This window comes from Microtetraspora malaysiensis (assembly GCF_001528665.1).
In the GTDB taxonomy this organism is placed as follows: Bacteria; Actinomycetota; Actinomycetes; order Streptosporangiales; family Streptosporangiaceae; genus Microtetraspora_A; species Microtetraspora_A malaysiensis.
On record NZ_BBYJ01000010.1, the window covers coordinates 180,060 to 203,768 of the forward strand.

Genomic DNA, 23,709 nt, shown 5'->3' on the forward strand with positions numbered 1-23,709 from the left:
AGCGCCACCCCGACGTGAAGCCGGGAAGGGAGAAACCCAACGTGAAGTTCGTGAAGATCACGGCCGCCACCACCGCGACCGCCGCTTTGGCCCTGGGTCTCGCCGCTTGCAGCAGCGAGGACAAGCCCGCGACGCAGCAGACCGCCGCCGCGTCCGACGCCGCGTCCGGCCCCAAGTACGCCGGGCAGACCCTCACCGTGTGGCGCCTCGGCGCTCCCACTGAGGTCTCCGACAAGTACATGGCCGACCTGGGCGCCAAGTTCAAGGAGGTCACCGGCGCGGAGGCCAAGGTCCAGTACATCCCGTGGCCCGACGCCCAGAAGAAGTGGACCGCCGCGCTCGCCGGCGGCGAGGGCCCGGACGTCACCGAGTTCGGCAACGACCAGGTCGCCGCGTGGGTGCAGCAGGAGGCGCTCTCCGACATCACCGACCTGACCAAGAGCGACGCGGACCTGCAGCAGATCCCGCAGAACCTGTGGAGCTACGAGACCATCGACGGCAAGATCTACGCGGCGCCCTGGGGCGGCGGCACCCGCGCCGTGCTGTACCGCAAGGACTGGTTCGACAAGCTCGGCATCTCCGTGCCGACGAACTGGGACGAGCTGGTCTCCGCGGCCAAGAAGATCGTCGAGAAGCAGGGCAAGGACGTGGACGGCTTCGCCTTCAACGGCGGGTCGGACGCCAACATGTCGCTCTCGCCGTTCGTCTGGTCGGCCGGCGGCGACTTCGCCGCCTTCGAGGGCGGCAAGTGGGTCGGCAAGCTGACCGAGCCCGCCTTCAAGGAGGGCTTCCAGTTCTACACGGACCTGGTCGCCAAGGACGGCGTCTCCGGCAAGGGCCGCCTGACCCAGAACTCCGTCGACATCTCCCAGCGCTTCGCCGCGGGCAAGGTCGGCATGTACGTCACCGGCGGTTGGGACATCGCCGCCATCAAGGAGCAGAGCAAGGGCAAGATCGACGAGTCGAAGATGGCGTTCTTCTCGCTCCCCGCGAAGGACGGCAGCGGCCCGGCCCCGGCCTTCCAGGGCGGCAACGACATCGCCATCTGGAAGGACGCCAAGAACCCCGAGCTGGCCGCCGAGTATCTGAAGCTCGCCGCGGGCAAGGAGTTCGGCGTCCGGTACGCCAAGGAGGGCGGCCTGCTCCCGCTCTACCCGGACGCGCTCGCCGAGCTGGGCAACGACCCGGCGCAGAAGCCGTTCACCGACACCTTCAAGGTCGCGAAGGGCTTCCCCGCCAGCCCCAACTGGGCTGAGGCCAACGACACCAAGGCGGTGCTGCAGAACGCGGCCCGCTCCGTGATCGACGGCAAGAAGAACGTGGACCAGGCTCTGGCGGACGCCAACACCGAGCTCGAGAACATCCTCAACCAGTAACGCCATGACGACTCACACGTCGACAGCGGCCCGGGGCGGGGACAACTCCTCCGCCCCGGCGCGGCGCCCGCGACAGTCACCGCACAGATCCAGCGGGCTCCCCGACTGGGTCGTTCCGTACGTCCTGCTCCTACCCGGTCTCCTGGTCATCGCGGCGCTGCTGCTCTACCCGCTGTACCAGATAATCGACATGTCCTTCCACAAGGTCGGACTGGCGCAGATCAAAGCGATCAACCCGCGCCCCGCGGAGTTCGTGGGGGTGGACAACTACACCCACATCTTCGAGTCCGACCTGTTCTGGCCGTCGCTGCGTAACACCATCCTGTTCGCCGCCGTCACGGTCGCCCTGACGCTGATCCTCGGAACGCTCGTCGGCCTGCTGCTCAACAAGCTCGGCAAGAAGATGTCGATGCTCGTCATCGTCGGCATCATGGCCGCCTGGGCGACCCCGCCCACCGCGCAGAGCGTGGTCTGGAAGTGGATATTCGACTCGGACTCCGGCGTGGTGAACTGGTCGCTGAACCTGGTCCCCACCTGGCTGTCCGAACTGGTCTTCGGGGTCTCCGACTGGAGCGGGCACCCCTGGTTCAACAGCACGATCACCATCTACTTCGTGTTCGTCCTCATGGTGGTCTGGGGGGCCTTCCCGTTCATCGCGGTGTCGGTCCTCGCCGGTCTGAAGAGCATCCCCAGCGAGCTGTACGAGGCCGCCCAGATGGACGGCTCCGGCCCCTTCACCACGTTCAGGAAGGTCACCTTCCCGCTGCTCAAGCCGGTGTTCTCGGTTCTGATGGTGCTGTCCATCATCTGGGACTTCAAGGTCTTCACCCAGCTCTACCTGTTGGGTGGCGGCACCGTGAACCGGGACGCGTTCAACCTCTCCCTGTGGAGCTACGCCGAGGCGTTCAGCAACCCGCCGAAGATGGGCATCGGCGCCGCGATCGCCGTCGTGCTGACGGCCATCCTGCTGGTGATCACCTTCGTGTACGTCCGGCAGATCGTGAAGACGGAGGACGACATCCGATGAACGACGGTCTGACCCGCAAGCGTCTCGGGCGCGCCGCGCTCAACGGAGCCGGGATCGTCGTGTTCCTGTTCGCGGTGTTCCCCGTCTACTGGATGATCTCCACCGCGTTCAAACCGAACGACCAGATCTTCACCACCGAGTTCATCCCGTTCCCCAGCCCGCCGTCGCTCGACCACATCTCCCGGGTGTTCACCAAGGGCGTCGCCGGGCACTCGATCTGGCAGTACCTGCTGAACAGCGCGATCGTGGCGGTCAGCGCCGTCGCGCTCGGCGCGGTCTTCGCGCTGCTCGCCGCGACCGCGGTGGCCAGGTTCAGGTTCCGGTTCCGCACCTCGTTCCTGATCCTGCTGCTGATCGTGCAGATGGTGCCCGCCGAGGCCCTGCTGATCTCGCTGTTCACCATGGTGAAGCGGCTCGGCATGTACGACCAGCTCATCGGCTTGGTCGTGATCAACGTCGGGCTCACCCTGCCCTTCTCCGTCTGGATGCTGCGCACGTTCGTCGCCGCGGTGCCCAAGGAGGTGGAGGAGGCGGCCTGGATCGACGGCGCCAGCCGGTTCTCGACCTTCTGGCGGGTGCTGTTCCCGCTGGTGGCTCCCGGCCTGGTCGCGACCAGCATCTTCTCGTTCATCACCACCTGGAACGAGTTCGCCTACGCGTTGACGCTGATCAACGACCAGGGCAAGTACACGATGCCGGTCGCCCTGCAGTTCTTCGTCGGCCAGCGCTCGACGGACTGGGGCGGCATCATGGCCGCCTCGACGTTGATGACCATCCCGGTCCTCATCTTCTTCCTCCTGGTGCAGCGGCGCATGGTCTCCGGACTCGTCGCGGGCGCCGTCAAGGGCTGAACCCGCCCCTCACCACCGCGCGCTGAACCATCAGCGCCATCCACGCCATCTCGTACGGCTCCGGCATATCGCGGGAGCCGTACCACGACAGTCATGGAGCCGAAGACAGCCATGTCCGACTTCTCCGCGAGCATCGGCAACCGGGGGCTATACCGTCTCGCGGCCGGCACGCTGCTCGTCGCCTTCCCCGGCACGACCGCCCCGGACTGGGTTCTCCACGAACTGGAGAACGGCCTCGGCGGTGTCACCCTCTTCGGATTCAACGTGGAGAGCCCCGAGCAGCTCTCCCGCCTCACCGCGCAGCTCGGCGGAGCGGGCCACCCGGTGGTCTCGCTCGACGAGGAGGGGGGCGACGTCACCCGCATCGCGTACCACACCGGCAGCCCGTACCCGGGCAACGCGGCGCTGGGCGCGGTCGACGACGTCGAACTCACCGAGCGGGTCTACCGCTCGATCGCGGCGGACCTGGCCAGGTCCGGCGTCAACCTCGACATGGGCCCGGTGGCCGACGTGAACTCCGCGGACGACAACCCGGTGATCGGCACCAGGTCCTTCGGCGCGTCCACCGAGCTGGTCTCCCGGCACACCGTGGCCGCCGTACGCGGGCTGCAGGCGCTCGGGATCGCGGCCTGCGTCAAGCACTTCCCCGGGCACGGCGCCACCCGGCAGGACTCCCACCTGGAGATCCCGCGGGTGGACGTTCCGCGCGACCTCCTCTGGGAGCGCGAGCTGGCGCCCTTCCGCGCCGCCATCGAAGCGGACACCAAGTCGATCATGACGGCGCACGTGGCGGTCCCCCACCTCACCGGTACGGCTCCCGCCACGCTCTCCCCCGCCGCGCTGACCACGCTGCTGCGCGGGGAGATGGGCTACGACGGCGTCGTGATCTCCGACGCCCTCGACATGCACGCGATCTCCAAGAGCGTCGGGCTCGGCGGCGGCGCCGTGCTCTCCCTGGCCGCGGGCGCCGACCTGCTCTGCCTCGGACCGCTCCCGACACAGCAGGAGATCCACGGCCTCCTGGACGAGATCATCCGGGCCGTGGCCGACGGCCGGCTACCGCTCGCCCGCCTTGAGGAGGCCGCCGACCGCGTCGCGCGACTGCGCGAGTGGTTCGCGCTCGCGCGCGACGAGGCGGCGGAGAGCGACATCATCGGCCTGGACGCCGCCCGCCGCGCCGTCACCCTCTCCGGATCGCCGGCACCCCTGGTGGATCCGTTCGTGATCGAGGTGGACACCCCGCCGACGATCGCGGTCGGGGACGTCCCGTGGGGCGTCGCGCCGTGGCTGCCCGAGGCCGAGATCGTCCGGATCAAGCCGGACGCGGCCCAGCCCGCCGAGCTGCTCGGCCGCGCCAAGGGCCGCTCGCTGGTCATCGTGGTCAAGGACGCGCACCGGTATCCCCTCAGCCGCGACCTCGTGTCCACCCTCCTCGCCGAACGCCCCGACGGGGTGGTGGTCGAGATGGGGCTGCCCGTCTGGCGACCCCGGGCGGCGGCGTACATCGCGACCTACGGAGCCGCGCGGGCCAACGCCCAGGCGGCCGTGGAGCTGCTCACGGTCTAGCTCCAGGAACAGCATGGACGCCCGGCCCGCGCGCACCCGCGCGGCCGGGCTTCCGCCGTACCCGGACGCGCTAAGAAGCGAAGATCTCCTCGCGGGCCTGTTCGAGCGCGGCCAGGACGGCGCCGCGGAGCACCGGGTTGCCCTCGACCTCGGTGGTGGCCACCTTGGGGCGGATCAGGCAGATCCGCGCGACCGCCTCCTCCACCCGCGCGGTCAGCTCCGTGCCTCCCGCCCGGCCGACCTCTCCGGCGAGGACCACCAGCCCCGGGTCGAGCACCACGCACACCGACGCGACGCCGAGGGCCAGCCGGGAGGCGATCTCGTCCAGCAGCGGCCCGCCGGGCTCCCCGGCCTCCACCGCCACCGTCACGCACTCGGCCGCGCTGCCGCCGACGAACCCGTACTCGCGAGCCAGCTCGGTCACCGCCTCGGAGCTGACCAGGGACTGCAGGCCGCCGGCGAGCGAGGGCAGCCGCCCGGGCGTCGCCTTCACGGTCTCGGCCAGCGGCACGCCGGGCACGGGGAGGTAGCCGATCTCGCCCGCGCTCCCGGTCCGGCCGCGGTGCAACCGGCCGCCGAGGACGACGGCGAGGCCGATGCCGCGGCCCACCCAGACAAGCACGAAGTCCTCGTCGTTCCGGGCCGCCCCGTTGGCACGTTCCGCGACCGCCACGAGGTTGACGTCGTTCTCTATGGTGACCTCGCGACGCAGGTCGCGGGCCAGCGCCGCGTGGATGCCCTCGTGCCAGTGCGGCAGGTCGAAGGAGAACCGCACGTCGCCGCTCCGCGGGTCCACGACGCCGGGTGTGCCGATCACGACGCCGCGCAGCCGCGACAGCGCCACCTTGGCCGACCGGCACGCCTTGACGACGGCGCTGTGGACCGCGGAGACCGGGTCCTCGTGCTCGCCGGGCTCCACGGTCACCTGGGCGACCACCTTGCCGTTGATGTCGGCGATCGCCGCCGCGACCCGCCGCGGGCCCACGTCCAGCCCCGCGACGTACCCGCAGGAGGGGACCACGCCGTACAGAGCGGCGTTCGGGCCCCTGTTGCCCGCCTGCTCGCCGACGACCTCGACGAGGCCGCGCTCCTCCAGCCGGGCGAGCGTCTGCGACGCGGTGACCTTGGACAGCCCGGTCAGCTCGCCGATCTGGCCCCTGGTGAGCGGCCCCGAGGCGAGGAGCAGTTCGAGCGCGGCCCGATCGTTGATCTCCCGTAGCAGCCTCGGGACGCCGGGACGTCGCTCCACCGTCCTACTTTCCATGCTCGCCCCCGAAAATCCGTTAGGTGCGCCCGCGACCAATCAGCAAAGTTTCCTGCCAGCTTAGCGATCAGGCAATCCCCCCGCATCGGACGGAAACCCTGAGACCTCGCTATTGCCCTCCCGATCAAGAAGTACGAGGATCGCTCATGTCTTCGGCAGAGGAGAGCGCATGGCCGGACAGGTCACCGAAAATCGCGACACCCCCATCGTGGGCCGGCTCACTCCCCGGGCCGCGACCCCCGTCGCCATCGCCCTGGGCGTCCTGCTGCTCAGCGACGTGCTGCGGGGCTTCCTGCCCTCCCTGATCACCCTGTACGGCAGGGCCGGCGAGACCCCACCGGAACAGATGGGACTCTTCGCCGCGCTGTGGTTCGCGCTGCCCTTCGCCGCGGCACCGGTCGCGCGTCTCACGGGCGTCCGCCCGATCCTGCTCTTCGGCGCCGTCGCCCTGGTCGCGGCCCGGATCGGCCTCCAGACGACCGACGGCGGCGACCCACAGCTCTACCTCTCCGCGATCGGCGTGTGCGCCGGCCTGCTCTTCCTGTACGGCGCCGCCCGCACGGCCGCGCGCGACGCCGCCCCCGTCGGCATCGCGGCCGGACTCGCGGCCTCCACCGTCGTCCACCTGCTGCTCGACCGGATGGACCTGGTCTGGCGGGACGGCCCGCTCCCCTGGATCGCCGTACTCGCCTTCTGCGCCGCCTTCCTGGCCGCCGTCCTCACGTCCGTACGGCTCGCGCACCGGCCGGGCGACCTCGCCCCCGCCGCCGTGTGGCTCCTCGCCGGTCCGGCCCTGATGCTCACCGGCATGTTCTCCGGCGGCCCCGGATTTCTCGAACTCGGCCAGGACTGGGCCGCGCTCTTGTCCTTCGACGTGGCGCTGCGCGTCGTGCTGGTGTGCTGGGGCGTCGTGTGCGCCCGGACGGCCCCGTGGAGCGGCTGGGCCGGGCTCATCCTGATCGTCGCGGCGTCCGCCCAGGCCACCGACCTGGCGGGCGGCCTCGTCATCGTCACGCCGGTCGTCCTGGGCGCCTGCCTCGGCCAGGCCGCGCGCGGCGACCTCCCCACCGGCCGGCCACCCAGGAACGGCGCGGCCGTCCTCGGCGGCATGGCGGTGTTCCTCGTCGGCACATTCCTCTACTACGCGGCCTACGACACGAACCTCGGCTTCCCCAACGTGGTGATCCCGATCGCCGCCGCGGTCCTGGTCGCGGTGACGGGCACGCGGATCTCCCGGCGCCGCCCCGCCGTACCGGCCGGGCGGCCGGCGATGCGGTGGCTCGCGTTCGCCCTGCCGCTGGCCCTGGTCGCCGGGGTGCTCTCCTGGCGGCCCGCCCCCGGCACGCGGGCGGCGGACGGGCCCGAGTTCACCCTGATCACCTACAACATCCGCATGGGGTTCGGCCTGAAGGGACGGCTCGACCTGGACCGGATCGCCGACTGGGCCCGCGCGCAGCGCCCGGACGTGGTGCTGCTCAGCGAGGTGGACCGGGGCTGGATGCTCAACGGCGGGCACGACGACCTGGCCAGGATCGCCGCGGGCCTCGGCATGCGCTACTACTTCGCCCCCGCGGCCGACCCGCTCTGGGGCGACGCGCTGCTGACGAACCTGCCGGTCCGGCAGATCGTCTCGCACCCCCTGGGCCGGCACGACTACCCGACCGGAGCCCAGGCCCAGGCGATCGTGCTCACCGTCGGCGGCACGGAGGTCGGCATCGTCAACACCCACCTGCAGGCCCCGCCCGGGCAGGCTCCGGAGGCGGCCGCGATCGTCCGCGCCCTCGCGCAGCCGAGAGGCGGTACGGCACGGCCGGTGCTCCTCGCCGGCGACCTCAACACCACGCCGGACGATCCGGCGATGCGGGTCCTCACGGCCGCCGGACTCTCCGACCCGCTGCTCGCACTCGGCGACCCGCCCTCGTCGCCCGCCGACGCGCCCACCGAGCGCATCGACCATGTGCTCCTCTCCCCCGGGCTGCGGGCGGTCGAGGCCCGGGTGCCGCGGGTCCCGTTCTCCGACCATCTCCCGATCGTCGTACGGCTCCGCCTGGAGTGAGGGCGTACGGCCCGAGGGCGGCGTCGAACCAGTCCCAACCAGGCGGGATAATCGACTACATGCGACTTTCTGCCCGTGTCGACTACGCCCTCCGTGCCGCCGCCGAGCTCGCCGCCGCGGGCGAGGGACCCACAACCGTGGGCGAGCTCGCCAAGGGTCAGGAGATGCCCCCGAAATATCTGGAGAACATCCTGCTCCAGATGCGCCGCGCGGGACTGGTCCGCGGTCAGCGCGGCCCGGAAGGCGGCTACGTCCTGGCCCGGCCGGCCGACCAGATCTCGCTCGCCGACGTGATCAGGGCGGTGGACGGCCCGCTGGCCAACGTCCGAGGCGAGCGCCCCGAGCACGTGGGATACACCGGCGCGGCCGAGGCGCTCCAGCGTGTGTGGATCGCGTTGCGGGCCAGCGAGCGCGCCATCCTGGAAGAGGTCAATCTGGAGCAGATCGCCAAGGGCGAGCTGCCCCAGAAGGTCACCGACCTGGCCGCCGACCCGTCCGCGTGGAACTCACACACGCCGGTCTGAGATGCCCGAGGGCGACGCGGTCTATCGGGCCGCCAAGCGGCTGCGCGGGGCGCTCGACGGCCGGACGCTCACCCGATCGGACTTCCGGGTGCCCCGGCACGCCACCGCCGACCTGCGCGGCCACACCGTCCTGGAAACCGTCTCCCGAGGCAAGCACCTGCTCACCCGTGTGGAGGGCGGCCTCACGATCCACACGCACCTGCGCATGGACGGTGCCTGGCGGATCTCCCCCGCCGGGCGGCCTGCCCCTCGCGGCGACGTCGTACGGCTGATCCTCGCCAACGTCGAATGGCAGGCCGTCGGCACCAAGCTGGGCGTGGTCGACCTGCTGCGCCGGGACAAGGAGGACCTGGTCGTCGGCCATCTGGGGCCCGATCTCCTCGGCCCCGACTGGGACGCGGCGACGGCTGTGCGGAATCTCCATGAAGCGCCGGGGACCACCATCGGGGAGGCGCTGCTCGACCAACGAAACCTGGCGGGGATCGGCACCATCTGGCGAGCCGAGACGCTCTTCCTCGCGCGTCTGTCGCCGTGGCGGACGGTCGGGTCGCTGTCGGCGGACGAACTCGAAAACGTGGTGACGCTCGCCCATCGAATCATGGACGCGAGCAAGGACGCTCCGGCCCCGGTCACCACCGGCGACTCCCGGCCAGGGCGGGCATTCTTCGTTTATGGCAGGGCACACCGCCCCTGCCGGCGTTGCGGTAACCCGGTCAGCAGTGGAGAACTCGGGCCGCGGTCGTACGAACGGTTGATCTACTGGTGCCGCGCCTGTCAGGCAGACTAGGCGGCGACCATGTCCTTGACCTCGGGAAAGCCGTCGAACTCGGGGCCGGGTAGGCCACCGGGGACGGTCTCCGGAATCGGCAGCCGCTCGTGCTCGGGCACGTCGGCCAACACCGGCGCATGCTGCAGCTCGGCCAGCGCGAACTGGTCGGAAACCTCACGAAGCACCTGGGACAGCGGGACACCGAGAGCACCGCAGATCGAGGCGAGCAGCTCCGAGGACGCCTCCTTCTGGCCGCGCTCCACCTCGGACAGGTAACCGAGTGAGACACGCGCCAAAGTGGACACCTCGCGCAGGGTGCGGTTCTGCCGCACCCGCAGCCGCCGCAGCACATCACCGAGCAGCTGACGCAGCAGGACCATCTGTCGCTCCCTCCCGAGCGCAGGCGTCTTCACGGCGCTCCGCGCGGTCACCTCGTATCGCTCGTTCTTCGAACGCCCTTCGTACACAGTCCTCGCCGTCATCATTGGTTCGTTCGGCCCTTTCCCCGGCCGTTTCCCGGACTTGCTCCTCGCCGATGGCTCACGGACCTCACTCACAGCTCCACCGTACCCGTATCGAGCGACACCGCGGCAGACCGTGGCGAGCATGTTCGCTGGTGACGTAACGCGGTAATCACCCCGATTGTTCCCCCAAATTTGCTTCTAGCACACCTCTCAGGAGCTCCAAGGCCTCCTGGGCGGTGGCTTCGCGGATGCTCTCGCGCGACCCGCTCAACACCATGTTCCGATGCCAGACCCGACCGTCCGGGCCGCAGAGCGCGGCGTAAACGGTGCCGACGTCCTTGCCGTCCTGCATGTCCGGACCGGCCACCCCGGTCACCGCCAGGCCATAGTCGGCCCCGGTGGCGTCGCGGACCCCCTTGGCCATCGCGACGGCGACGTCGGGATGCACGGCCCCCTCCCGCTCAAGCAGGTCGGCCGGAACCCCCAGCAGCTTCGTCTTCAACTCGGTCGCGTACGCGATCACGCCGCCGCGAAAAGCGGCCGAGGCGCCCATGGGGTCGGTCAGCCCGGCCCCGAGCAGGCCGCCCGTCAAAGACTCGGCCACCGCGACGGTGGCCCCCTGCCTGACCAGCAGCGACAGGATGTGCGCTGCGGCTGAACCCCTCACGCGGCCCGCGACCTCCTCGCCACCTGACGCAACCGGACCGCCCGGACCACATAGTCGACGCCCGTGCCGATCGTGACAGCCAACGCGAGTCCCATGGACAGCCACCGCAGCAGGTCGGGCGTCTGCGGGAGGATGTAGAACGCGATCGCCACGATCTGCAGGACGGTCTTCACCTTCCCGCCGTAGCTGGCCGGTATCACGCCGTGCCGGATGACGATGAACCGGAGCAGGGTCACCCCCGCCTCCCTGCTGATGATCACAATGGTGACCCACCAGGGCAGCTCGCCGAGCAGCGACAGGCTCACCAGCGCGGCCCCGATCAGCGCCTTGTCGGCGATGGGGTCCGCGATCTTCCCGAAGTCGGTGATCAGGCCGTACCGGCGGGCCAGCCAGCCGTCGAGCTGATCGGTGAGCGAGGCGATGAGGAAGACCCCGAGCGCGGCGAACCGCCAGCCCTCCCCCTCCATGAAGAGGAACACCGTGAAGACCGGCACGATCGCCAGCCGCACGATGGTCAGGGCGTTCGCGATGTTCCAGGTGCTGACCAGGCGAGCGGGAGCCTCCGCCGGCTCGGCGAGGCGCGGCGCCGACGGCTCCGGGATGATCTCCGGCGAACTCGCGGCGGTCATCGAAGGCTCGCTGCGCTCGGTCATGGACCGGCCTTGATCCGGGCGATCAGGTCAACCCCCTCCGAGTCGACGGCGACGGCGGGGACGATCTGCCCGGGCACCAGGCCGATGCCCTGGACGGTGACCGAACCGTCCACCTCCGGCCCCTGATGGGCCGCCCGTCCCTCGTAGCCTCCGTCGCCCAGATCCTCCTCGATGAGGACCTCGAGGTCGGTGCCGATGCGCTCCTCCGCCCGCTGAGCGACGAGCTCCTCGGCCAGCTCGGACAGGATGGCGACCCGCTCGTCCACGACCTCCTGGTCGAGCTTGCCGTCGAAGGACGCCGCCTCCGTGCCCTCCTCGTCTGAGTAGCCGAAGACGCCGATCACGTCGAGCCTGGCCTCCTGAAGGAAGGCCACCAGCTCGTCGAAGTGCTCCTGGGTCTCCCCCGGGAAGCCCACGATGAAGTTGGAGCGCACACCCGCCTCGGGGGTCCGCTCGCGGATCTGCTCCAGCAGGTCCAGGAAGCGCCGGGGGTCGCCGAACCGCCGCATCCGCCGCAGCACCGGCCCGCTCGCGTGCTGGAACGACAGGTCGAAGTACGGCGCCACGCCTTCGGTGGAGGCGATCACGTCCAGCAGGCCGGGCCGCACCTCGGCCGGCTGCAGGTAGCTGACCCGGACCCGCTCGATGCCGTCGGTCGCCGCCAGCCGCGGCAGCAGCGCCTCCAGCGCCCGCAGGTCGCCCAGGTCCTTGCCGTAGGACGTGGAGTTCTCGCTGACCAGCACCAGCTCCTTGACGCCCTGCTCGGCCAGCCAGCCCGCCTCCGCCAGCAGATCCTCGGGGCTCCTGGAGACGTACGCGCCGCGGAAGGCCGGGATGGCGCAGAAACTGCACCGCCGGTCGCAGCCGGAGGCGAGCTTCAGCGAGGCGACGGGACCGCCGGTCAGCCGCTTGCGCAGCGTGCGGGGGCCGCTGGCCGGGGCCAGGCCCTCCGGCAGGTCACCGCCGTGGCCGGGGATCTGGGCCCGCGCGGCCTGCCGCTCGACCGGAGAGATCGGCAGCAGCAGCCGCCGGTCGCGCGGCGTGTGCGGCTTGAGCGCCCGGCCGGCCACCACGTCGTCCAGCCGCTCCCCGATCGAGGTGTAGTCGTCGAAGGAGATCACCGCGGCCGCCTCGGGGAGCGCCTCGGCGAGTTGCTCGCCGTAGCGCTCCGCCATGCAGCCGGCCGCCACGACCTTGGCGCCGGAGTCGGCCGCCGCGAGCAGCGTGTCGATCGAATCTTTCTTCGCCGAATCGATGAAGCCACAGGTGTTCACGACGATGACGTCCGGCGCGTCATCGCCCATCTGCCAGCCTGCGGCTTCGAGACGCGCGGCCAGCTCTTCCGAGTCCACCTCGTTGCGCGCGCAACCCAAGGTGACCAGCGATACGGTTCGGCGAGAAGACATGATGAAACTACGGTATCGGGAGTCGGGCCCTAGCGGGGACCCGGGACTCCCGGCCCGTAGGTGCGCCGCAGCATCTGCCCTCCCTTGCCCGGGGTGCCGAGGTCCTTGCCGTTCACCTCAAGGTGGAAGGCGCCGGCGTCGCCGAAGACGACTTTTACCTGGTCACGCGCCTTCCAGGTGGACGTCTTGCCCTTCGGGACAGTGCCCTGGAAGAGCTGGCGGCCCGCGCCGTCCCTGACATTGATCCAGGACGGCCTCTTGGCGGTGACCTTGAGCACGACCATGTCGCTCTCCGGCTTGGCCGGGGCGTGCCGCGCCTCGGGCGCCCGCCGGGTGTGCGCCGCCGTCTCCTGGACCGCGTCCCCACCTCCGCCGAGCAGCCGGACGATGCCGAAGATCAGGGCGAGGACCACGGCGACCGCCAGCGCCATCGTCCATCCGGATGCCCTGCGCGCCCGGGCCCCGAGGGAGCGGCCGGCCTTGAACACGCTCGACGCGCGCACCGGCATGACGGACCCGCCGCGCAACTCGTCGTACTGCCTGACCGTCTCGTCGGGGTCGAGCCCGACCGCCCTGGAGATCGCGCGCAGATGCCCCCGCGCGTAAAAGTCGCCTCCACAGAGCGAGAAGTCGTCCCGCTCGATGCCCTCGATCACGGTCTCGCGTATGCGCGTGCGCTGGCTGAGTTGACCGATCGTCAACCCCATGCGCTCCCGCGCCTCCGCCAGAGCTTCGCCTATGGTCATAGTTTCCGCCCCCCGAAACGACTACGCCGGAACCATCACCCGTCATCGACGGTGCGTAGTTGGTCCCATTCAATCAGTAGTCGGTCCGAGACAGCCCAGTACGGGCACTCCATATCGTAATATTCCGGCTACTCTCCGCGCAGATCGGCGAGCAGTCCCGGCAGGTCATCCGGCTTGACGAGGACCTCGCGCGCCTTGGACCCCTCGCTCGGACCGACGACATTGCGGCTCTCCAGCAGGTCCATCAACCGCCCCGCCTTGGCGAAACCGACCCGCAGCTTGCGCTGCAACATCGACGTGGAGCCGAACTGGGTCGAGACGATCAGCTCCGCCGCCTGGATCAGCAGGTCGAGGTCGTCGCCGATCTCCTCGTCGATCTCGCGCTTGGCCGAGGCCGGGGCGGCCACGTCCTCGCGGTACTCGACCTGCATCTGCGACTTGCAGTGCTCGACGACGTCGGCGATCTCCTTCTCGGAGACGAAAGCGTTCTGCAGGCGCATGGGCTTGCTCGCGCCCATCGGCAGGAACAGCGCGTCACCCTGCCCGACCAGCTTCTCCGCGCCCGGCTGGTCGAGGATGACCCGGGAGTCGGCGAGCGAGGAGGTCGCGAACGCGAGCCGGGACGGCACATTGGCCTTGATCAGGCCGGTGACGACGTCCACGGACGGCCGCTGCGTGGCGATCACCAGGTGGATGCCGGCGGCGCGGGCGAGCTGGGTGATGCGGACGATCGAGTCCTCCACGTCACGCGGCGCGACCATCATCAGGTCGGCGAGCTCGTCGACGATCACCAGAAGATAAGGGTAGGGCTGGTAGACGCGCTCGCTGCCGGGCGGCGGGATGAGCTTGCCCGCGCGTACGGCCTTGTTGAAATCGTCCACGTGCCGGAAGCCGCTGGCCGCGAGGTCGTCGTAGCGCCGGTCCATCTCGCCGACGACCCATTCGAGGGCCTCGGCGGCCTTCTTCGGGTTGGTGATGATCGGCGTGATGAGGTGCGGGATGCCCTCATAGGAGGACAGCTCCACCCGCTTGGGATCGACGAGCACCATCCGGACCTCGTCCGGGGTGGACCGCATCAGGATCGAGCTGATCAGGCCGTTGATGCAGGTCGACTTGCCCGCGCCGGTGGCGCCCGCGATGAGGATGTGCGGCATCTTGGCGAGGTTCGCCACTATGGTGCGGCCCTCGACGTCCTTACCGAGGCCCACGATCATCGGATGGTGGTCCGCCTGGGCCACCTGGGAGCGCAGCACGTCGCCGAGCGAGACGAGGTCCTTGTCGGTGTTGGGGATCTCCACGCCGATCGCCGACTTGCCGGGGATCGGGGACAGGATTCTGACATCGGCGGACTTGACGGCGTAGGCGATGTTCTTGGTGAGCGCCGTGACCTTCTCGACCTTGACCGCCGGGCCCAGCTCGATCTCGTACCGGGTGACGGTCGGCCCCCGGGTGAACCCGATCACCTGCGCATCGATGCCGAACTGCTCCAGCACGCTGCTCAGCGCGTTCACCACGATCGTGTTGGCCTTCGTCTGCGGCTTGGGCGCCGACCCCGTCCGCAGCATCTGCGTGTCCGGCAGCGTGTACGGCCCGGCCTGCGGCGAGAGAACGAGCTGCTCGACCTTGCGCGGCGCCGGGGTCGGCTCCGGCGGCGGGGAGGGCGCCTTGGCCGAAGCCGCCGCGGTCTCCGCCTCGTCGTCGACCAGCCCGGGGACGATCTCCGGCGCGTGGTCCGCGCGCCGTCCCTCGTCCTCCGACAGCACCGGGGTGTCGTACGGCTTGACGTTGTCGCCGATCTCAGTCTCGCCGTCGGACGTCCCCGGCTTCTTCCGTACGCGCTTGGGACGCTGCGACTTAGACCGGTCGCCGGAGGAGCCCCGCCCGGCCGAGTCCGGGCGCTGGAAGAGCATGTGCCGGATCTCGGCGAGGCGCTCAGGGACCCGGTGGACCGGGGTGGCCGTGATGACCAGGACGCCGAAGCCCGACAGCATCAGCAGCAACGGGATCGTGATGAACGCGGGCAGGATGCTCGACGGCGGGGCCGAGACGAGGAAGCCTAGCATCCCCCCGGCCTCCGAGATCTTGTCCATGCCGTCGTTCGGCCCGCCCGAGGGGTACGGCGTGCCGTGCGTCACGTGGACGATCCCGAGGATGCCGGTCAGCAGCGCCGCCCAGCCGATGCCCATCCGGCCGGTCTCCGCGTTCTGGTCGGGGTGGCGCAGGAAGCGCCAGGCGAGCAGCCCGAGCAGGAACGGCACCGACCAGGTGAGCGCGCCGACGGTGCCGTGGATGACGGCGTCGACCACCGCGGCGACGCCGGTCTTGGTGTCCCGCCAGGTCATCGCGGCCACCACGATCGCGCCGGCGAGCACCGAGAGGCCGAGGCCGTCACGGCGGTGCGCCGGGTCGAGGTCGCGGGCGCCCTGCCCGAGAGCGCGTACGGCGCTACCCATGCCGTTGGCGATCACGGACCAGACGCCGATGACCAGCTTGCCGATCATGAGGAAGACCCAGCTCACCGGGTCCTGGCCGGTCGCGACCTGACGAGAGCGGGCCGAGCGGGACCCGGAGCCGGACGGGCGGGAACCCGACCCGGACCGGCCGCGGGACCCCGACGGCGTCCGCTTGGCGGCGGCCGGGCGGGACCCGGTCCGCGGCGTGGGACGTTTCCCTGAACCGTTGCCGGACGTACGGGTGGCCATGATGTCAAAGTTACCCGCGAGACTCGGCCGAGATCCCGGAGGCACGCCGAAGGGAGCTCCAGCCGGTCAGCTCTCCACGGTGCGGCCGCCGAGCCGGGCGTAGTCGGGGTCGGCGACGTCGAGCCCGGGCAACTCGGCCGCGTAGACCTCCGCGTCGTCGCACGGGTGGTAGCCGAGGGCCCGTCCCGGCTCCAGGTCGAGCCACCCCCTGGTGTTGGCCGACACGCCCCACACCAGCGCGTAGGTCAGGTCCGGTGCCGTCAGGCAGGCGTGGGCCAGCCGCACCATGTCGCCCGGGCTGAGCCACGTGGACAGGGCTCGGGCGTCGGGCGGACGGGGCTCGAAGGAGCCGATGCGCAGGCAGGCCACGCGCATGCCGTACCGGTCGGCGTAGTACCGCCCCAGGGCCTCGCCGTACGCCTTGGAGACGCCGTAGAGCGAGTCGGGCCGGACCGGCGTGTCGGCCGGGGCGCACTTCTGGCGCGGCGTGAACCCGGCGGCGTGGTTGCTGCTGGCGAAGACGATCCGTTCCACGCCCGCGAGCCGCGCCGCCTCGAAGACCCGATACGTCCCCTCGATATTGGCGTCGAGCACGCTGTCGAAGGACGCGCCCGTCGAGGGGTCGCCCGCCAGGTGGACGACGGCGCGCACACCCTCCATGGCACGGGTGAGCGTCGCGGGGTCGGTGATGTCACCGACGACCTGGTCGATGCCGGCATCCCCGATCGGGGCCCGGTCAGTGAGGCGCAGCCGGTGCCCGAGCGCGGGCAGTCCCCCGCGCAGACAGGCGCCGATGCGACCCGCGGCGCCCGTGATGAGCGTGATCATGTACCGACCCTAGTGGCCCTCCCGCCGATTTTTGCCCCGGGCAAACCTTGCCGATCACGGCACTGGCCGCCGGCACGGCGAAGCTGGGAGCTCGATCGCAGAGTGCGGCTGCCGGTGGTCACGGGACCGGTCGGGCGGCCCACTGGTGATGCCCGCCCGGCCGCGCCTCGGTCCGGCGGGGTTGTCCACAGGACGGTGACACCGGTCACCTTGTCACGAGCCGCCTGGTGCAGGATGGGTCCAGCCGCCGGCGCCTGGCCCGCGCCCCTCCGGCGGACCGCGTGAGATCGTGATTGGAGACCCACACCGATGACCCTTTGGAGCGTCGACGCCCGCACCGGCGACCCCCGCGGCGAGTTCGCCGAGTCATCCGCTGATCAGGTCGATCTGGCTTGCCATACCGCCGAGGCGACCCGGCGGGCGCTGGACGAGGCGGGCCCGCGCGGACGCGCGGAGCTGCTGGAGGCGATCGCCGCCGAGCTGGAGGCGGCCAGGGACGCGCTCGTCGCCGCCTCCGACGCCGAAACCGCGCTCGGCGTGCCGCGGCTGACGGGCGAGGTGGGCCGGGCCGCCGGGCAGTTCCGGCTGTTCGCCGCGGCGTTGCGCGAGGGGTCCTTCCTGGACGTGCGCGTCGACCTGCCCGCCCCCTCGGCGACGCCGCCGCGCCCCGACCTGCGCCGGATGAACGTGCCCGTCGGCGTGGTGGCCGTGTTCTCCGCGAGTAACTTCCCGCTCGCCTTCAGCGTCAGCGGGGGCGACACCGCGAGCGCCCTCGCCGCCGGCTGCCCGGTCGTGGTCAAGGCCCACCCGCTGCACCCCGAGACCTCGGAGCTCGCCTTGGCGGCACTGCGCGCCGGAGCGCGCAAGGCCGGCCTGCCCGCGGACGTCGTCCAGCTCGTCCACGGCCAGGACGCCGGGATCGCCCTGGTCCGCCACCCGCTCGTGAAGGCCGTGGGCTTCACCGGGTCGGTCCCCGGAGGCCGCCACCTGCACGACGTGGCGAAGTCGCGGCCCGAGCCGATCCCCTTCTACGGCGAGCTGGGCAGCCTCAACCCGCTGGTCGTCACGCCGGGTGCGGCGCAGGCGCGCGGCGCCGAGATCGCCTCCGGTCTGGCCGCGTCCGCGACGCTCGGCTCCGGACAGTTCTGCACCAAGCCGGGCCTCGTCCTCGCCCCCGCCACGGACGCGGGTCGCGCGCTGGTCGAGGCGCTGGCCGCGCACTTCACCGAGACCGGGCCGCAGGTGCTGCTCGGCGACAACATTCGCCGCGGCTTCGCGTCGGGGGCGGACGCCCGCTCCTCGCTGCCCGGCGTGACCGTCGCCGCCACGGGCAAGCCCGGGGACGACCGGCAGGTGGCCGCGCGCCTGCTGACCGCCCCCGCCACGCTGCTCTCCGACGGGAACGCCGCCGAGCTGCTCCTTGAGGAGTGCTTCGGCCCGCTGACCGTCGTGCTGACATACCAGGACGAGGACGAGCTGGTGGCGGCGCTGTCGGCCACGCCCGGCAACCTGACCGCCACCCTGCACAGCGAGCCTGGCGAGGAGGAGCCGGCGACGCGGCTGCTGTCCGTCCTGCGCGACCGCGCCGGTCGGCTGATCTTCAATGGGTACCCAACCGGCGTCGCGGTGTCCTGGGCTCAGCAGCACGGCGGGCCGTACCCCTCGTCCACCGAGCCGGCCACGACCTCGGTGGGTCAGGCGGCGATCTTCCGCTTCCTCAGACCGGTGGCCTACCAGGACACTCCCCAGGCCCTGCTGCCCGAGGCGCTGCGCGACGACAACCCGCTGCGGGTGCCCCGCCACGTGGACGGCGTCCTGGACCTGCCGCGCTGATCCCCAACGGGCAACTCTTGAACTTATCAATAGTTGACCCTATAAAGAGAATGTGCGTGACGAGACGTCCGAGGACAGGTTCTTCCGCGAGCTGGGCGGCGCCTGCTCTGAGCTGAGACAGGCGTTCGCCCGGCATGTGGGGATGAGTGCCCACCGAGTGCAGTTGCTCGTTCGGCTGCGGCGTGCGGGCGAGACCAGCCACAGCGACCTGCGCCAGGCGCTGGGCCTCGACGGTGCGAGCATCACCCGGCTGGTCAAGGAACTGGAGAGCGAAGGACTGGCCGGCCGCCGCCTCGATCCGGCGGACAACCGCTACACCCTGGCCGCGCTGACTCCCGCCGGCGAACAGGCCGCCGCAGATCTGGAGCGATCACACCAGGCGTACCAAGAGCGGCTGCTGGACGGCGTCGCCACACAAGAGCAGGAGATCGTGCTGCGCGTCCTGCGGCGCGTCCGCGCGAACATCACCGGGCAGGAGACCCATGACCAATGACGTGCGGGCGGCGGCCCGACGGATGTACGCGGCGTTCAACGCCCACGACCATGACGCCGCCCAAAACATCTTCACGGCCGACTTCTACAGCCACCCCTTGGCCACCACCGGGCCGGACAGCGTCGTCCATGCCTGGCGGCGGCTCCACGAGACCTTCCCCGAGGCCCACGTCACCGTCGAGGACATGGTTGTCGAAGGGGACATGGCCGCCGTCCGCACGCGCGTGCACGGCGTTCCCGGACAGCAGTCGCCCATGATGCTGGAGTTCTTCCGCGTGCGCGACGGACGCATCTCCGAGCTGTGGGGCCTGTCCTCCCTGCAGCGCTCCTGAAGTCCTGCTCCCGACGGCCGCCTGCAGCGCGTTTCGCGATCTCGGTTGCCGGGATTTCGTCGGAAGGCGTCAGCCGACCAGGGAGAGCCACCGGTCGTGGGCCCCTCCGAAGGGGCCGTCACCGCGCCGTACCGCGTCCATCAGCCAGGCGGCCGACCGCTCCGCCTGGCTGATGATCTCCGCCGGATAGCCGTAAATCACCTGGTGCTCGGCGAACTCGTCCTCGTCGTCGAGATGCAGGCGGCCGTCCTGGAAGCGCAGCACGTCGAGATCCAGATCGACCATGGTCACCTCGCCGTCACGCCACTCGGGCACGGTGGTGACATCGCAGTAGATCGCCGTCTTGTGGTCGGCGGGGTTGAACGTGGCCGTCCACCACGCCTGGTGGGGGAACAGGATCACGAACGGCCGCTCCCATACGACCGGAGGCTCCTCGCCCCTGCGGCCGCTGGTCCCGGCCGGGCACCCCACCCACACGCCGAACTCGTCGTCTCCGAGCAGGCGTGCCCGATGGTTCCAGTGCAGCGACCCGCCGTACTTGCGGTATACGACCCTGACCTGATCCGCCTCGGCCGTCACGCGGCCCCTTCCTCCCGTACGTCGATGATCGCTCCGAACGTACGCGCCGGCGCACCGGTCGCACAAGGTGAGGAGCACCGGGCACACACGGTCCCCGGTGCTCCTTCCGCTATACCTCGACCACCACGGGGATGATCATCGGGCGGCGGCGGTAGGTGTCGCTCACCCACCGGCCGACCGTGCGACGAACCGCGCGGCGGATCTGCTGCACGTCCGCGACCCCGTCGGCCGCCGCCTCCTGAAGGGCGGCCTCGATCTGCGGGATGACCCCGTCGAGCGCGTCCGGATCGATGCCGGAACCGCGAGCGGTGATCTCGGGACCTCCGGTCAGCTTGCCGGTCGTCGAGTCGACCACCACGACGACGGAGATGAAGCCCTCGTCGCCAAGGATGCGGCGGTCCTTGAGCGCGATGTCCGTGATGTCGCCGACCGACGTCCCATCGACGAACACGTAGCCGCAGGCGACCGCCCCTGTGATCCGCGCCTGACCGTCGACGAGGTCGACCACCACGCCGTCGTCGGCGATGACGATGTTCTCGTCAGGCACGCCGGTCAGCCGCGCGAGCTGGGCGTGCGCCCGCAGGTGCCGCCACTCCCCGTGCACCGGCATGAAGTTCGACGGCTTGGTGAGGTTCAGCACGTACAACAGCTCACCGGCCGCCGCGTGCCCGGACACGTGGACGCGGGCATTGCCCTTGTGCACGACTCGGGCACCCCAGCGGCTCAGGCCGTTGATGACCTTGTTGACCGCCGTCTCGTTGCCCGGGACCAGCGAGGACGCCAGCAGGACCGTGTCGCCGGCAGCGATCCGGATGGGGTGGTCGCGGTTGGCCATGCGCGACAGCGCGGCCATCGGCTCCCCCTGGGACCCGGTGCAGATCAGCACCACGTCCTCCGGCGGCCGCTCCTCGATCTCGCGGGAGTCGACCAGCAGCCCGGCGGGCACGTTGAGGTAGCCGAGGTCGCGGGCCACCCCCATGTTGCGGACCATGGACCGGCCGATCAGCGCCACCTTGCGCCCGTGCTTTTCCGCCGCGTCCATGACCTGCTGCACGCGGTGGATGTGCGAGGCGAAGCTGGCCACGATGATCCGCTTCTCGGCGGTGCGGAAGACGCCGTCGATGACCGGGGCGATGTCCCGCTCACTGGTGACGAAGCCGGGCACTTCGGCGTTCGTCGAGTCCGACATCAGGAGGTCGACGCCCTCGGCCCCGAGCCGGGCGAACCCGCCGAGGTCGGTCAGCCGCCCGTCCATCGGGAGCTGGTCCATCTTGAAGTCGCCGGTGTGCAGCACGATGCCGGCCGGCGTCCTGACCGCGACCGCGAGGGCGTCCGGGATCGAGTGGTTGACCGCGAAGAACTCGCACTCGAACGGCCCGAACCGGCGCCGCTCCCCCTCGATGACCTCGACCTTGACCGGCTGCATCCGGTGTTCGGTGAGCTTGCTCTCGATCAGGCCCAGGGTCAGCCGCGACCCGACCAGCGGCAGGTCCCGACGCTCCCGCAGGAGGTACGGCACCGCGCCGATGTGGTCCTCGTGGGCATGGGTCAGGACGACCGCCTCGATGTCATCCAGTCGGTCGCGGATGTAGTCGAAGTCGGGCAGGATCAGGTCGATGCCCGGCTGCTCGGGGTCGGGGAAAAGCACCCCGCAGTCCACCACGAGCAGACGGCCGTCGAACTCGAAGACCGCCATGTTGCGGCCGATCTCCCCGAGACCGCCAAGCGCGACGATGCGCAGGCCGCCCGCGGGCAGCGGCGGCGGAGGCCCGAGTTCAGGATGCGGATGGCTCATGCGAACTCCTCGATCCGCCCACCGCGGGTTCCGATCGCTCCCCCGTTCACCGGTTCTCCCCGCCGGTCGGCTGGATCCCCCGGAGATCGCGACCGTTATGTCTGGTGATGCGCTTGCTCATTCGTCTCCATCATTACTAGCTATCTGCAAGCTTCAGGCCGCCCGCGACAAGGTCCACGCGCAGCATCGCGATCTGCTCCTCGGTCGCGTCGACGAGCGGCAACCGCATGTAACCGGCGTCCTGGCCGATCAGCCGCAGCGCGGCCTTGGACATGATCGCCCCCTGGGTCCGCGTCATGATGCCCGCGACCACGGGCAGCAGCCTGCGGTGCACCTCCAGGGCGCCGGCGACGTTCCCGGACCGGTAGCGCTCGATCATCGAGGCGAGGTCCGCGCCGACCACGTGACCCACCACGCTGACGAACCCGGCGGCGCCCACGGACAGCCACGCCAGGTTCACCAGATCGTCCCCGGAGTAGAACACCAGGTCGGTGGCCGTCATGACCTGCGAGCCCGCGAACAGGTCGCTCTTGGCGTCCTTCACGGCGACGATCCGGGGATGCTGGGCCAGCCGGATGAGCGTCTCGGTCGCGATGGGCACCCCCGTCCGGCCGGGAATGTCATAAAGCATCACTGGAAGACCAGTAGCGTCAGCCACAGCGGTGAAATGACGATAAAGGCCCTCTTGCGGCGGTTTATTGTAATAGGGAGTCACCACCAACAGACCATGCGCTCCGGCGCGCTCGGCAACCCGGGCGAGCTCCACGCTGTGATGCGTGTCGTTGCTGCCGGCCCCTGCCACGACCGTGGCCCGGTCACCCACTGCCTCGACCACCGCGCGGAGGATGCGCTCCTTCTCATCGTCGGTGGTGGTGGGGGACTCTCCGGTCGTGCCGCTCACGACGAGTCCGTCGTTGCGCTGCTCGTCGACCAGATAGGCAGCGAGACGCTGGACGCCCTCGTAGTCGACGGCTCCGTCCTTGGCGAACGGGGTGACCATCGCGGTCAGCATGCGACCGAAGGGGGCGTCAGAGGTTCCAGTTGGCGATGCCATAGACCGAACGCTACCCGGATCCTCGGAATCGGTGGACCTCGCCACCCCGTTACCCGGACGGCCCCGTACGGACCGGGTCAGGACGGGATGGAAAGAGGCCGCTGATATGTGCTCGGGGGTACACAGATCAGCGGCCTCTACTCCATGAATCGCCGCGTCTTACGATCGCGTTACACGTAACGGACGAGAATTTTTCAAAACTCGCGGCTGATGACGTTTTCCCAGGTCACGGGCACCCCGGCCTGTCTCGACCAGGTCACGGTCATCTCTCCTGCCGTACCCCGCGCACGACACCGGCCGCAGCTCGCCCCGACCGGGCGCCGACGCTGGCGTGGGCCACCGCGCTGTCACCGGGCCTCGCCGAGCAGCAGCATGAGCCAAAGGGCCTCCATCTTGGCCGTGACGAGCCGATCGCTCTCGTGGATCCGCGCCCCGTCGGGTCCACGTACTGTCCGGCGCATGAACAGCAGACCGCCGGAGTGGCACAACTCATAGATCGTCGCCTTGCATTCGCACGTATGCCGACGAACCCGGACGCGGTCGCTCCGCTGACTCGGGGCGAGCCAGCGGATCTTCTCGTGCCCCCTTTGCGCCGGGGCCACGTGAACGCCGTGATACGGCTCGGGAATCGGGTTTTCCGGAACGGCCGTGGGGGGCGTCTCCATCTCCGGCGCACCTTTCACCATCTGATCCGTAAAGTTGGAGTCACAGACAGGGACCATTAC

The 23,709-nt window shown here is 70.3% G+C and carries 22 protein-coding genes; 10 read left to right on the forward strand and 12 right to left on the reverse strand.

Annotated elements, in window-relative coordinates; all coding sequences use genetic code 11:
- The first annotated feature begins 41 nt into the window (after positions 1–41).
- The 4 genes from AWQ71_RS14415 to AWQ71_RS14430 all read left to right on the forward strand — a co-directional run bounded on the left by AWQ71_RS14415 (position 42) and on the right by AWQ71_RS14430 (position 4,820).
- Positions 42–1,376, forward strand: coding sequence for a sugar ABC transporter substrate-binding protein (locus AWQ71_RS14415; protein WP_067132775.1), 1,335 nt, complete (start codon positions 42–44; stop codon positions 1,374–1,376).
- A 4-nt stretch (positions 1,377–1,380) separates the two neighbouring features.
- Entirely contained in the window at positions 1,381–2,403 is a 1,023-nt protein-coding gene (locus AWQ71_RS14420) for a carbohydrate ABC transporter permease (RefSeq protein WP_067132778.1), read from the forward strand.
- Positions 2,400–3,254, forward strand: coding sequence for a carbohydrate ABC transporter permease (locus tag AWQ71_RS14425; RefSeq protein ID WP_067132781.1), 855 nt, complete (start codon positions 2,400–2,402; stop codon positions 3,252–3,254). Before AWQ71_RS14420 ends, AWQ71_RS14425 begins: the two co-directional genes overlap by 4 nt.
- A gap of 93 nt (positions 3,255–3,347) precedes the next feature.
- Positions 3,348–4,820 carry a glycoside hydrolase family 3 protein gene (locus AWQ71_RS14430; RefSeq protein ID WP_245658282.1) on the forward strand — a complete coding sequence of 491 codons (1,473 nt, stop codon included), beginning with the start codon at positions 3,348–3,350 and terminating at the stop codon, positions 4,818–4,820.
- Between the two features lie 70 nt (positions 4,821–4,890).
- Here AWQ71_RS14430 and AWQ71_RS14435 read toward each other — a convergent pair whose 3' ends face one another.
- Positions 4,891–6,069 carry an ROK family transcriptional regulator gene (locus tag AWQ71_RS14435; protein WP_174550707.1) on the reverse strand — a complete coding sequence of 393 codons (1,179 nt, stop codon included), beginning with the start codon at positions 6,067–6,069 and terminating at the stop codon, positions 4,891–4,893.
- A 184-nt stretch (positions 6,070–6,253) separates the two neighbouring features.
- Between AWQ71_RS14435 and AWQ71_RS14440 the strand changes: the two genes are divergently transcribed.
- The 3 genes from AWQ71_RS14440 to AWQ71_RS14450 are packed head-to-tail and all read left to right on the forward strand — an operon-like array spanning position 6,254 to position 9,451.
- Positions 6,254–8,140 carry an endonuclease/exonuclease/phosphatase family protein gene (locus AWQ71_RS14440; protein WP_084258880.1) on the forward strand — a complete coding sequence of 629 codons (1,887 nt, stop codon included), beginning with the start codon at positions 6,254–6,256 and terminating at the stop codon, positions 8,138–8,140.
- 59 nt (positions 8,141–8,199) lie between these two features.
- Entirely contained in the window at positions 8,200–8,664 is a 465-nt protein-coding gene (locus AWQ71_RS14445) for an RrF2 family transcriptional regulator (protein ID WP_067132790.1), read from the forward strand.
- A gap of 1 nt (position 8,665) precedes the next feature.
- A complete protein-coding gene (locus AWQ71_RS14450; RefSeq protein WP_067132793.1) occupies positions 8,666–9,451 on the forward strand; it encodes an Fpg/Nei family DNA glycosylase in 786 nt (261 codons plus the stop codon).
- On the opposite strand, the gene AWQ71_RS14455 is transcribed toward AWQ71_RS14450, so the two are convergent.
- From AWQ71_RS14455 to AWQ71_RS14485, 7 genes are all read right to left on the reverse strand, one after another.
- Positions 9,448–9,813 (reverse strand): helix-turn-helix domain-containing protein, encoded by a 366-nt coding sequence (locus tag AWQ71_RS14455; RefSeq protein WP_061257752.1) that lies wholly within the window; start codon positions 9,811–9,813, stop codon positions 9,448–9,450. The genes AWQ71_RS14450 and AWQ71_RS14455 overlap by 4 nt on opposite strands.
- Positions 9,814–10,066: 253 nt before the next feature.
- On the reverse strand, positions 10,067–10,564 hold the full coding sequence (locus AWQ71_RS14460; RefSeq protein WP_067132796.1) for a CinA family protein: 498 nt from the start codon (positions 10,562–10,564) through the stop codon (positions 10,067–10,069).
- Entirely contained in the window at positions 10,561–11,217 is a 657-nt protein-coding gene (pgsA, locus tag AWQ71_RS14465) for a CDP-diacylglycerol--glycerol-3-phosphate 3-phosphatidyltransferase (protein WP_245658283.1), read from the reverse strand. The genes AWQ71_RS14460 and pgsA overlap by 4 nt, the downstream gene beginning before the upstream one ends.
- Positions 11,214–12,623, reverse strand: coding sequence for a 30S ribosomal protein S12 methylthiotransferase RimO (rimO, locus tag AWQ71_RS14470; RefSeq protein ID WP_067132799.1), 1,410 nt, complete (start codon positions 12,621–12,623; stop codon positions 11,214–11,216). Before rimO ends, pgsA begins: the two co-directional genes overlap by 4 nt.
- A gap of 29 nt (positions 12,624–12,652) precedes the next feature.
- A complete protein-coding gene (locus AWQ71_RS14475) occupies positions 12,653–13,369 on the reverse strand; it encodes a helix-turn-helix domain-containing protein (protein ID WP_067132802.1) in 717 nt (238 codons plus the stop codon).
- A 128-nt stretch (positions 13,370–13,497) separates the two neighbouring features.
- A complete protein-coding gene (locus tag AWQ71_RS14480; RefSeq protein ID WP_067132805.1) occupies positions 13,498–16,071 on the reverse strand; it encodes an FtsK/SpoIIIE family DNA translocase in 2,574 nt (857 codons plus the stop codon).
- 66 nt (positions 16,072–16,137) lie between these two features.
- The gene (locus AWQ71_RS14485) at positions 16,138–16,899 is read right to left on the reverse strand and encodes an NAD-dependent epimerase/dehydratase family protein (RefSeq protein WP_067132808.1); all 762 of its coding nucleotides are present in this window, start codon (positions 16,897–16,899) and stop codon (positions 16,138–16,140) included.
- A gap of 309 nt (positions 16,900–17,208) precedes the next feature.
- On the opposite strand from AWQ71_RS14485, the gene AWQ71_RS14490 reads away from it, so the two are divergent.
- From AWQ71_RS14490 to AWQ71_RS14500, 3 genes are read left to right on the forward strand one after another with little or no spacing between them, the layout of a single operon-like run.
- Complete coding sequence (locus AWQ71_RS14490) at positions 17,209–18,732, forward strand: aldehyde dehydrogenase (NADP(+)) (RefSeq protein WP_067132811.1); 1,524 nt, start codon at positions 17,209–17,211, stop codon at positions 18,730–18,732.
- A 52-nt stretch (positions 18,733–18,784) separates the two neighbouring features.
- On the forward strand, positions 18,785–19,225 hold the full coding sequence (locus tag AWQ71_RS14495; RefSeq protein WP_067132814.1) for a MarR family winged helix-turn-helix transcriptional regulator: 441 nt from the start codon (positions 18,785–18,787) through the stop codon (positions 19,223–19,225).
- Positions 19,215–19,556 carry an ester cyclase gene (locus AWQ71_RS14500; protein ID WP_067132817.1) on the forward strand — a complete coding sequence of 114 codons (342 nt, stop codon included), beginning with the start codon at positions 19,215–19,217 and terminating at the stop codon, positions 19,554–19,556. The genes AWQ71_RS14495 and AWQ71_RS14500 overlap by 11 nt, the downstream gene beginning before the upstream one ends.
- A 69-nt stretch (positions 19,557–19,625) precedes the next feature.
- Here the strand turns inward: AWQ71_RS14500 and AWQ71_RS14505 are convergent, their stop codons facing one another.
- The 4 genes from AWQ71_RS14505 to AWQ71_RS14520 form a co-directional block, all read right to left on the reverse strand.
- Positions 19,626–20,135, reverse strand: a complete 510-nt coding sequence (locus AWQ71_RS14505) for a DUF402 domain-containing protein (protein ID WP_067132820.1) — start codon at positions 20,133–20,135, stop codon at positions 19,626–19,628.
- A gap of 109 nt (positions 20,136–20,244) precedes the next feature.
- A complete protein-coding gene (locus AWQ71_RS14510) occupies positions 20,245–21,930 on the reverse strand; it encodes a ribonuclease J (RefSeq protein WP_067132823.1) in 1,686 nt (561 codons plus the stop codon).
- Positions 21,931–22,066: 136 nt separating this feature from the next.
- Positions 22,067–22,984 (reverse strand): 4-hydroxy-tetrahydrodipicolinate synthase, encoded by a 918-nt coding sequence (gene dapA / locus AWQ71_RS14515; protein ID WP_084258881.1) that lies wholly within the window; start codon positions 22,982–22,984, stop codon positions 22,067–22,069.
- A 347-nt stretch (positions 22,985–23,331) separates the two neighbouring features.
- A complete protein-coding gene (locus AWQ71_RS14520) occupies positions 23,332–23,649 on the reverse strand; it encodes a hypothetical protein (protein WP_067133166.1) in 318 nt (105 codons plus the stop codon).
- Between the last annotated feature and the right edge of the window lie 60 nt (positions 23,650–23,709).

Coding starts and splice junctions, on each gene's coding strand:
- AWQ71_RS14420 (WP_067132778.1), top strand. CDS start 1,381: ATGACGACTCACACGTCGACAGCGGCCCGGGGCGGGGACAACTCCTCC.
- AWQ71_RS14425 (WP_067132781.1), top strand. CDS start 2,400: ATGAACGACGGTCTGACCCGCAAGCGTCTCGGGCGCGCCGCGCTCAAC.
- AWQ71_RS14430 (WP_245658282.1), top strand. CDS start 3,348: ATGGAGCCGAAGACAGCCATGTCCGACTTCTCCGCGAGCATCGGCAAC.
- AWQ71_RS14440 (WP_084258880.1), top strand. CDS start 6,254: ATGGCCGGACAGGTCACCGAAAATCGCGACACCCCCATCGTGGGCCGG.
- AWQ71_RS14445 (WP_067132790.1), top strand. CDS start 8,200: ATGCGACTTTCTGCCCGTGTCGACTACGCCCTCCGTGCCGCCGCCGAG.
- AWQ71_RS14450 (WP_067132793.1), top strand. CDS start 8,666: ATGCCCGAGGGCGACGCGGTCTATCGGGCCGCCAAGCGGCTGCGCGGG.
- AWQ71_RS14455 (WP_061257752.1), bottom strand. CDS start 9,813: ATGGTCCTGCTGCGTCAGCTGCTCGGTGATGTGCTGCGGCGGCTGCGG.
- pgsA (WP_245658283.1), bottom strand. CDS start 11,217: ATGACCGAGCGCAGCGAGCCTTCGATGACCGCCGCGAGTTCGCCGGAG.
- rimO (WP_067132799.1), bottom strand. CDS start 12,623: ATGTCTTCTCGCCGAACCGTATCGCTGGTCACCTTGGGTTGCGCGCGC.
- AWQ71_RS14475 (WP_067132802.1), bottom strand. CDS start 13,369: ATGACCATAGGCGAAGCTCTGGCGGAGGCGCGGGAGCGCATGGGGTTG.
- AWQ71_RS14480 (WP_067132805.1), bottom strand. CDS start 16,071: ATGGCCACCCGTACGTCCGGCAACGGTTCAGGGAAACGTCCCACGCCG.
- AWQ71_RS14485 (WP_067132808.1), bottom strand. CDS start 16,899: ATGATCACGCTCATCACGGGCGCCGCGGGTCGCATCGGCGCCTGTCTG.
- AWQ71_RS14490 (WP_067132811.1), top strand. CDS start 17,209: ATGACCCTTTGGAGCGTCGACGCCCGCACCGGCGACCCCCGCGGCGAG.
- AWQ71_RS14500 (WP_067132817.1), top strand. CDS start 19,215: ATGACCAATGACGTGCGGGCGGCGGCCCGACGGATGTACGCGGCGTTC.
- AWQ71_RS14510 (WP_067132823.1), bottom strand. CDS start 21,930: ATGAGCCATCCGCATCCTGAACTCGGGCCTCCGCCGCCGCTGCCCGCG.
- dapA (WP_084258881.1), bottom strand. CDS start 22,984: ATGGCATCGCCAACTGGAACCTCTGACGCCCCCTTCGGTCGCATGCTG.
- AWQ71_RS14520 (WP_067133166.1), bottom strand. CDS start 23,649: ATGGAGACGCCCCCCACGGCCGTTCCGGAAAACCCGATTCCCGAGCCG.